This window comes from Pigmentiphaga sp. (genome assembly GCF_019689535.1).
In the GTDB taxonomy this organism is placed as follows: Bacteria; Pseudomonadota; Gammaproteobacteria; order Burkholderiales; family Burkholderiaceae_B; genus Pigmentiphaga.
Window position 1 is genome coordinate 1 of the sequence record NZ_JADGHH010000157.1, and the last position, 8,434, is coordinate 8,434.

Annotated in this window: 8 protein-coding genes; 5 read left to right on the forward strand and 3 right to left on the reverse strand. The window is 64.6% G+C overall.

Annotation, left to right across the window (positions count from 1 at the left end; all coding sequences use genetic code 11):
- Nucleotides 1-256: 256 nt before the first annotated feature.
- Nucleotides 257-1,231 (forward strand): tripartite tricarboxylate transporter substrate binding protein, encoded by a 975-nt coding sequence (locus IRZ12_RS13175; protein WP_296469170.1) that lies wholly within the window; start codon nucleotides 257-259, stop codon nucleotides 1,229-1,231.
- Nucleotides 1,232-1,263: 32 nt separating this feature from the next.
- Nucleotides 1,264-2,256: an ABC transporter substrate-binding protein gene (locus IRZ12_RS13180; RefSeq protein WP_296469172.1), complete on the forward strand. Its 993-nt coding sequence runs from the start codon at nucleotides 1,264-1,266 to the stop codon at nucleotides 2,254-2,256.
- A gap of 93 nt (nucleotides 2,257-2,349) precedes the next feature.
- Here IRZ12_RS13180 and IRZ12_RS13185 read toward each other — a convergent pair whose 3' ends face one another.
- From IRZ12_RS13185 to IRZ12_RS13195, 3 genes are all read right to left on the reverse strand, one after another.
- Entirely contained in the window at nucleotides 2,350-3,399 is a 1,050-nt protein-coding gene (locus IRZ12_RS13185) for an NADP(H)-dependent aldo-keto reductase (protein WP_296469173.1), read from the reverse strand.
- 150 nt (nucleotides 3,400-3,549) lie between these two features.
- Nucleotides 3,550-4,659, reverse strand: coding sequence for a zinc-binding dehydrogenase (locus IRZ12_RS13190; RefSeq protein ID WP_296469175.1), 1,110 nt, complete (start codon nucleotides 4,657-4,659; stop codon nucleotides 3,550-3,552).
- A gap of 4 nt (nucleotides 4,660-4,663) precedes the next feature.
- Nucleotides 4,664-5,962, reverse strand: a complete 1,299-nt coding sequence (locus IRZ12_RS13195; RefSeq protein WP_296469177.1) for a Rieske 2Fe-2S domain-containing protein — start codon at nucleotides 5,960-5,962, stop codon at nucleotides 4,664-4,666.
- 142 nt (nucleotides 5,963-6,104) lie between these two features.
- On the opposite strand from IRZ12_RS13195, the gene IRZ12_RS13200 reads away from it, so the two are divergent.
- From IRZ12_RS13200 to IRZ12_RS13210, 3 genes are all read left to right on the forward strand, one after another.
- On the forward strand, nucleotides 6,105-7,076 hold the full coding sequence (locus tag IRZ12_RS13200) for a tripartite tricarboxylate transporter substrate binding protein (protein ID WP_296469179.1): 972 nt from the start codon (nucleotides 6,105-6,107) through the stop codon (nucleotides 7,074-7,076).
- Nucleotides 7,077-7,127: 51 nt separating this feature from the next.
- Nucleotides 7,128-7,928 (forward strand): IclR family transcriptional regulator, encoded by an 801-nt coding sequence (locus tag IRZ12_RS13205; protein WP_296469181.1) that lies wholly within the window; start codon nucleotides 7,128-7,130, stop codon nucleotides 7,926-7,928.
- Nucleotides 7,929-7,944: 16 nt separating this feature from the next.
- The coding region (locus IRZ12_RS13210; protein ID WP_296469183.1) for a GTP-binding protein at nucleotides 7,945-8,434 on the forward strand (490 nt) is incomplete at its 3' end.

Here is an 8,434-nt window from a genome sequence, read left to right on the forward strand (position 1 = left end):
TGGCAATATCGTTCAGTGATGGCTGCGATCATTATTAATCATGGCCTTTGCGGAGCCTGAGCACCCTTTGCCGCCTTAGAATCTCCCCAGCGCCGCACGCGGGGCCTCCATGGCCGCCTGCTTCGCCGGGTCGCAGCACCCGGCGCCGGAACCGGCATCAGATGCGGCCCAGCGCGCCGGGGCGCGAACGTCCCGCGCCTCCAAGCCCTGGCACGGGCGTTTCCTCAAGCATTACGAAGTACGAAGGAGATAACTCATGCCCCTACCTGCACGCGCCTTGTTTGCCGCATTTTCCCTGGCCGTGGCCGCCGCCTCGCCTGCCGCGATGGCGGACAACTATCCTGCCAAGCCCGTACGCGTCATCGTCCCGGTTACCGCCGGCGGCGGCGTGGACACCGCGGCGCGCCTGATCGCGACGCATCTGCGCAGCGAACTGGGCCAAACCTTCGTGGTGGAGAACAAGCCGGGCGCGGGCGGCAACATCGGGCTCGACCAGCTCGCGAAAGCGCCGGCCGACGGCTATACCCTCGCCATCATTCCCAATACGATGACCATCAACCATACGTTGATGCCCAAGCTGCCGTTCGATGCCATCAAGAGCTTCGCGCCGGTCGTGCAGATCGGGACGACGCCCGCCGTGTTGGGCGCCCGGGCGGACCTCGGGCCGGCGTCGCTGAAAGACCTGGTGGAATACGCCAAGCGCAATCCGGGCAAGCTTTCGTACGCCGGTTGCGACACCGGTTCGGCGCTGCACCTGGCCGGAGAGATGTTCAAGCAGCAGGCGAGCGTGGACATCACCCACGTGCCATACAAGGGCTGCTCGGACTCCGTGCCCAACGTCCTGGGCGGCCAAGTGGACCTGATCTTCATCACGCTCACCAACATCGCGGGCTACGTCAAGGACGGCCGCATGCGCGTCTATGCCGTCGCGGCAGACCAGCGCACACCCTTTGCCCCGGACCTGCCCACCGGCGCCGAGCAAGGATTCCCCGGCTTCAACATCGACATCTGGTATGGCATGCTGGCTCCCGCAGGCACGCCGCGCGAGATCGTCGACAAGCTAAACGCCGCGGTCAACGCCATTTTGAAAAAGCCCGAAGTGCAAACGTCCCTCGGCACGAGTTTCCTGACGCCGGTGGGCGGCACGCCCGGGCAGTTCGCCGAAAAAATCCGCACCGACATCGAACGCTACGGAGCCGTCATCAAGAAGGCCGGCATCCGCATCGAATGATTTCCTCCACCGTCATTGCATCGAGAAAAACCATGTCCAAACTGAGACTTTCGCTTGGCTGCTGGGACTACGACCGGACCCGCGCACTAATGGACGGCACCGTCGTTCCCGACGGGATCGACCTGAACTACCTGAACATGCCGGTGGAAGAAACCTTCTTCCGCATGCTCCGCCACCGCGAGTTCGACGTGGCCGAAATGTCGCTGTCGTCGTATACGGTGTCGTTGTTCAAGCCGGAGAAGCCGTTCATCGCCATTCCGGTGTTCCCGTCTCGCTTCTTCCGCCACTCCTGCATCTACGTCAATGCGGACGCCGGCATTCGCGAGCCCAAGGATCTGATCGGCAAGCGCATCGGGACGCCGGAGTACCAGATGACCGCCCCGGTGTGGATCCGCGGCATCCTCGCCGAGCACTACGGCGTGCCGGTCGACAGCGTGACCTACGTCACGGGCGGCGAAGAAGAGCCCGGGCGCCCTGAGAAACTCAAGCTGGACCTGCCCCCGAACATCAAGATCGAGCAGATCGGGCCCACTCAGACACTGTCGCAAATGCTGCTCGACGGCGAGATCGACGCGCTGCACACCGCGCGCATGCCGTCCACCTTCCTGACCGGCAAGGGCAAGGTCAAGCGCCTGTTCCCCGACTTCGAGGCGGTGGAACGCGAATACTTCCGCCAGACCGGCATCTTCCCCATCATGCACACGGTGGTCATCCGCCGCGAAGTCTACGAGGCCAACCGCTGGGTGGCGCAATCCCTGTACAAGGCCTTCGTGCAGGCACAGCAGATCGCCTACCAAAACCTGAAAGAAACCGCGGCGCTCAAGATCATGCACCCGTGGCTCCTGGGCAACATGGAGAAAGTGGTCGAGGAAATGGGCGAAGACTTCTGGGCCTACGGGTTCGAGAACAACCGCAAGACGCTGGAAACCTTCCTGCGTTATCACCACGAAAGCGGTTTGTCGAAGACCCTGCTCAAGCCCGAAGACCTGTTCGCGCCCGAAACCTTCGAAGCCTTCAAGATCTGAGCAGGCTTACAACGCATCGCGGCGCCCCCCGGGGCGCCGCATTTGTGCCAGGCCCCTCGCCGCGGCATGCGGCAGCCGGGGCCGTGAGCGCCTTCAGGGGCAGGGATTCGGCTGGCTGCGGTGAATGCGCTCGATGCCCTCGAGGACCTCGGGCGAGAGCTGCACCTGCGCGCTGGCGATGTTTTCCTTGAGCTGTTCCATCGTCGTTGCGCCGATGAGGTTGCTGGCGACGAAGGGCCGGCTATTCACCCATGCCAGGGCCATCTGTGCCGGCGACAGGCCGTGTTCGCGCGCCAGCTGCACGTATTGCCGGGCAGCCGACTCGGCCTCGGGCCCTTCATAGCGGGTAAAGCGCGTGAAGCGCGTCAGCCGCGCGCCCTCGGGCCGCGCCCCGTCGAGGTACTTGCCCGTCAGCACGCCCATGGCCAGTGGCGAATAGGCCAGCAGGCTCACGTCTTCCCAATGCGTGAATTCCGACAACCCGATCTCGAACACGCGGTTGAGCAGGCTATACGCGTTTTGGATCGACGCGATGCGCGGCAGGCCTTTGGTCTCGGAGAGCTTGAGGTACTGCGCCACGCCCCACGGCGTTTCGTTCGAGACGCCGATGTGCCGCACTTTCCCTGCCCGCACGAAATCCTGGAGTACCGATAGCGTTTCTTCGATCGGCACCGTGTAGTCGTCCTTCACCCAGGGATAAGCGAGCTTGCCGAAGGTCGCGGTGGTGCGGTCGGGCCAGTGCAGTTGGTAAAGGTCGATGTAGTCGGTCTGCAGCCGCTTGAGGCTGGCGTCGAGCGCAGCGGTGAGGTTCTTGCGGTCCAGGTAGGTCTTGCCGTCGCGGATGTGGCCGGGCCGCTTGGCATCGCGCATGGGCCCGATCACCTTGCTGGTCAGGATGATCTCGCTGCGACGGCCGGTCTTGGCAAGCCAGGTGCCGATGTAGGTCTCCGTGAGGCCCTGGGTCTCGGGCTTGGGCGGCACAGGATACATTTCGGCGGTATCCACGAGGTTGACGCCCTGGGCCAACGCATAGTCCAGCTGCTCGTGCGCCTCGGCCTCGCTGTTTTGCTCCCCCCAAGTCATGGTTCCCAAACCGATCACGCTGACCTCGAGATCGGTACGGCCAAGTTTCCGGTATTCCACGTCTCTACTCCGATTGCGAACAGTGCCTGGGCCCAAGCTTACTTCAAGCGCGTTCGCGAGGGCAGGCCTAGAGCAAGCGCGGGCCGGGCGCACGGGCGAGCCTTGACGGAAACGCCCGCTGCGCTACCCGTCGCGCCGGAGCGCGACAGTTCAGGCCCAGGGATCGATGGTCATGTGGATCGCGCCGTCCACACCCTGCCCTGCCAGGCTGCGCAGTGCCAGGTCGGTGTCTTCCAGGCCGAAACTGTGCGTGCTCATTTTCGTGACGCCGTGGCGATTGCCCGCGATGAGCTGGAGCGCAAGCTCCACCGACTCATAGCTATGGCCGCGCATGCCCTTGACGGTCAGGAATCGGGCGATGATGCGGTCGCTGTCGAACTCGGGAATGCGGCGACGCTTCTGCCCACCCAGGATGACGCGCCCGCGCTTGCGGGCGAGCTGGACCGCGGTGCCCACGGATTCCGTGCCGCCGGCCGCACAGTCGATCACCAGATCGGCCATGTGTCCGCCAGTGAGGTCGGCAACCGTCTCGAGCAGATCCTGCGATTCGATGTCGATGGTGTGGTGCGCCCCGAGTTCGCGCGCGAGCGCAAGCCGGCGCTTGTCGGTTTCATTCGACAACCCGGTCACGATGATGCACTCGGCCCCGGCTTCGCGCGCCGCCACCACGCATGACAGCCCCTGCTGTCCGGGCCCCTGGATGACGACGGTCTGGCCGGGCCCGGCCTTGCCCTGCAGATAAGTCCACTCGATCCCATTGGCGAGCGGCAGCGCGAGCGCCGCGTGGCGCGGCGACACGCCCGCGGGCACGCGATGAAACACCGTATTCAAATGCAGGAATTGGTACTGGCTGAAACCGCCCCACAGGCCCGGCGCAACCGACAAGCCGGTCGCGCCATAACGCAAGCCTCCCAAACGCCAGTCGGTCGCATCGCACAGCCGGAACTCACCGCTACGGCAGAATTCGCAGTGACCGCAGGGCAGGTACTCCTCGAGGGCCACCAGGTCGCCCTCGCGCACGCCCCACTTCGCGCGCGCGATGTCGCCCAGCTCGGCCACATAGCCCACGGTTTCGTGACCCAGCACCAACGGCCCCCGGCTGGCGGGGAGCTGCTGGTAGTAAGGCCAGTCGCTGCCGCACACGCCGGTGACGGCGACCTTGAGCAGGCCGCTCGTTTCCGTCGTGGGCGGAGCCGCCAGTTCACGCAACTCGGTCTTGCCGGCCTCGACCGCCACCGCGGCGCGTACGGTGTGCTCCATGGCCTTACACCGAAGCGTGGGGTTTGCCGGGCTGCACTTTCAGCGCATCGGCAGCAGCTTCCTTGAAGGGCTTGTCGCGCGGCAGGATGACGGCAGCCGAACGCACATGATGCGCAGAGGGATGCGTCCCCGGAGGAGGTACGCCCTCTTCCGCCAAGGCCTTGACCGCTTTCAGCAGCGCACGCCGCATCTTGACGATGCCCATGTCGGTGGACGTCAGGTGCTCCTTGGTGCGGTCCTGGATGGGCCCCATGCTTTCCTGCAGCGAGGCGTCTTGCATGCCGATCCCCTCCACCCCGCTGAAGGTCTTGCCTGCCTTCTGCGCGGCCCGATCCATGAGGTAATCGTTGTCCTTGTTCTGCAGGGGGCGGAACGTGCCTGGTACGTAGCGCACGTGGATGCCCTTGCCATCTTCCATGGCCTTGACCTCCGCTTCGGTGAGCGGGCGCGCGGCATGGTAGTCGAAGCTCCAGGCCCAGCAGTTCTCGTCATCAATGGGCACCCAGAAGTGGCCGTGCACCGGGTGGTCGCCGCGCGGCGGGACCATGGTGAAGCACGGCATGAGCCACGGGGTGATGCGCCAGTAATAAGTATCGTCGTCCGCATTGCGGCGCACGCCGACGAGCAGGCCGGTATCGGTGTCCACCACTTCGAATACCGGCTTCAGGTCCTTGAGGTTGTACTGGTTGCCGGCAGCACCCTTGAACAGCGGATCGGACTTGAGGCTGTCGCGGTGCAACCAAGAGACGTGGCTCGAGTCGATGCCGCCTTCGAGCGCCTGCAGCCAGTTGTTTTCCTGGAGGCGCTTGGAGACGAAACGATGCTCCGGCGGAACCATCGCGAACTCGTATTCGGGCAGAGGAGGCTGGAATTCCGGGGGACCCATATATGTCCAGTAGATGCCGCCGCGCTCGACCAGCGGATACGCCTTGAGCTTGATGCGGTGGCGGAAATCGCTCTCCTCCGGCTCCGAAGGGACATCGAGGCAGCTGCCGTCCGCGGCGTACTTCCAGCCGTGGTAGGGGCAGCGAATGCCCCCGCCCTGCCCTTTCTCGTCGTAGCGCCCGAACCACAGCGAAACGCCGCGGTGGGCACAGAATTCATCGATCAGGCCGACGTTGCCTTCCTCGTCGCGGATGGCGAGCAGTCGCTCCGACAGCAGCTTCACGCGAACCGGCGGACAGCCCGGCTCGGGCAATTCACGGCTCAGCAGCACGGGCAGCCAATAACGGCGGAACAATTCGCCCAAGGGGGTTCCGGGCCCCGTTTGGGTGAGCAAATCGTTCTGTTCTTTTTTCAGCATTTGAGTCCCCTCATTGCGGGTTGTTCCGTATAAAAGAACGTTGTTCCTTGATAGGAAACAAAGGTATCATTCGCTCCACCAACATGTCAATTCGGCCTGCGCTGTCGCCAGGCCAACGCACCCACCCCAAGGAGACACTTCAATGAGGATCCGATCCCTTACGCACGTGCTCTGCGCAACCCTGGCCATGGGCGTCATCGCGCCCGCCTGTGCGCAAAACGATTGGCCCAACCGTCCCGTCAAGATCGTGGTGCCTTACGCCCCCGGCGGCAGCGCCGATACCCTGGGCCGGCTGATCTCGCGCCATCTTGCCGAAACGTTCAAACAGAGCTTCGTGGTCGAAAACCGCGGCGGCGCGGGCGGCGTCATCGGGTCGCAAATGGTGGCGCGGGCCGAGCCGGACGGGTACACCCTCGTGGTGTCCGGCATCGGGTCACACGTCGTCGCGCCCCTGACGAATGTGACGAACTTCGATCCGGTCAAGGATTTCACCCACATTGCGCTGTTGGGCGGCCCTCCCACCGTGCTCACGGTCAACGTCGCCCAGCCCATCCAAGACGTGGACGGATTCATCAAGCATGTCCGCTCGCTTCCCGAGGGCCTGAGCTGGGCGTCTCCGGGCCAAGGCACCCACGGCGCGCTCATCGGCGAGGCCTTCCGCCAGGTCACCAACCTGAACCTGGTGCACATCAGCTACAAGGGCGCGGGCCCGGCAGTCGCGGACGTCGCGGCCAACCAAGTGCCGGCCGCCTTCATCACCCTCACCACCGCGGCCGGCAACATCAAGGCTGGCAAGCTGCGCCCATTGGCCGTGACGTCCGCGCAGCGCCTGCCGGATTTCCCCGATGTACCGACGTTCAAGGAGCTCGGTTATCCGCAGCTCACCGGGACCACGTGGTTCTCGCTGTCGGGCCCGGCAGGGATGGATGCGCAGCTGGTCGAAAAACTCAACCGCGCCGTGCGGCAGGCACTGCAGTCCCCGGAAGGACAAAAAGAACTGCGTAGCCAGACCATGGAAACCTTCGACTGGGATGCCGCGACATTCAACAAATTCGTCGTGGACCAAATCGCGCACTGGAGCCCGTACATCAAGCAAACCTCGGACAAGAAGTAACTCACGCGCACGCTGCCGCCCGAGATCCCGCTCGGGTATAAAGGAGGATTCGTGCAACCTTCTTCGTTACTCATGCAAGACTCTCAAGGCGGCACCGAAGGAAGACTTTCTTCAGTCGCTTCGGCGATACGGGTTCTCAAGGCGTTTTCCGAAACGGAAGTGGAAATCGGCATCAGCACGCTCGCGAAGCGGCTGGGACTGGCCAAGAGCACGGTTCATCGCTTGGTGAGCACGCTGACCGCCGAAGGCCTGCTCGAACAGAATCCGGAAAGCGGCCGCTACCGGCTCGGACTAGGTCTCTTCGCACTCGGCGCACTGGTGCGGCGGCGCATGGACATCTCTACCCAGGCCCTTCCGTACCTTCACGAGCTGCGCGAAACCACGGGCGAAACCGTGCACCTGGCGACCCTGGAACAGAGCAACATCATTTACCTGTTCAACCTGGAAAGCCACCAAGCGATACGCATGCGTTCGTATGTCGGCGCACGCAAGCCGGCTTTCTGCACCAGCGAAGGCCGCGCGCTGCTGGCCTTCCAAGGGCCGGATGTCTTGGCGCGCGTCCTCAAGGACGGCTTGGTGGCGCGCACGCCCCATACCCAGACCGACCCGGCGGAATTGCGCAAGATCCTGGAACAGGTGCGCCGCGACGGGTATGCCGTGGATGACGAGGAAAGCGAAGTGGGCATGCGAGGCATCGCCGCACCCGTCCGCGACCACAGCGGGCAGGTGATCGCGGCCATTGGCATCGCGGGGCCGATCCAGCGGCTGAGCAAGAAGGCTATCCGGGGTTTCATCGCCCCCGTGGTGCAAATTGCGGACGCCGTCTCGGCCCGCCTGGGCCACCAAGCCTGAACCTGGTGCCACGGCCATGCCTCCCCGCACGCGCATTCCCGTCTACTTACTCACCGGCTTCCTCGGCAGCGGCAAGACCACGCTGCTCGGCGCGTGGCTCGGCCAACCCGCACTGCACGGAGCGGCCGTCATCGTCAATGAGCTGGGCGAAGTCGGGCTGGACGGGGCACTGCTGGGCGTCACCGACCAAGCCTCGCTGGTTTCCGGCGCCTGCGTCTGCTGCACCGGCCTGCCCGGCCTGGAGCAGGCACTGGAAGATTTGTTCTGGGCACGGCTACAACGCCGCATTCCGCCGTTCCCGGCGGTCGCGGTGGAGACCACGGGCCTGGCCGACCCTGCGCCGGTGATCCGGGCGTTCGACGACCATCCCCTGCTGCGGGAGCGCTATCGCCTGGCACCCGTCATCGCGGTCGCCGGCGCCCCGGGCGGTGCTGCGGTCATCGATCGCCATCCCGAAGCGCAAGCCCAGGTTCGCGCCGCGGGGGTGCTGATCCTGACCAAGACCC

Bases quoted from the DNA above. Each gene is read 5' to 3' on its own strand.
- IRZ12_RS13190 (WP_296469175.1), bottom strand. From the start codon at position 4,659: ATGGAGCACACCGTACGCGCCGCGGTGGCGGTCGAGGCCGGCAAGACC.
- IRZ12_RS13175 (WP_296469170.1), top strand. From the start codon at position 257: ATGCCCCTACCTGCACGCGCCTTGTTTGCCGCATTTTCCCTGGCCGTG.
- IRZ12_RS13195 (WP_296469177.1), bottom strand. From the start codon at position 5,962: ATGCTGAAAAAAGAACAGAACGATTTGCTCACCCAAACGGGGCCCGGA.
- IRZ12_RS13200 (WP_296469179.1), top strand. From the start codon at position 6,105: ATGAGGATCCGATCCCTTACGCACGTGCTCTGCGCAACCCTGGCCATG.
- IRZ12_RS13180 (WP_296469172.1), top strand. From the start codon at position 1,264: ATGTCCAAACTGAGACTTTCGCTTGGCTGCTGGGACTACGACCGGACC.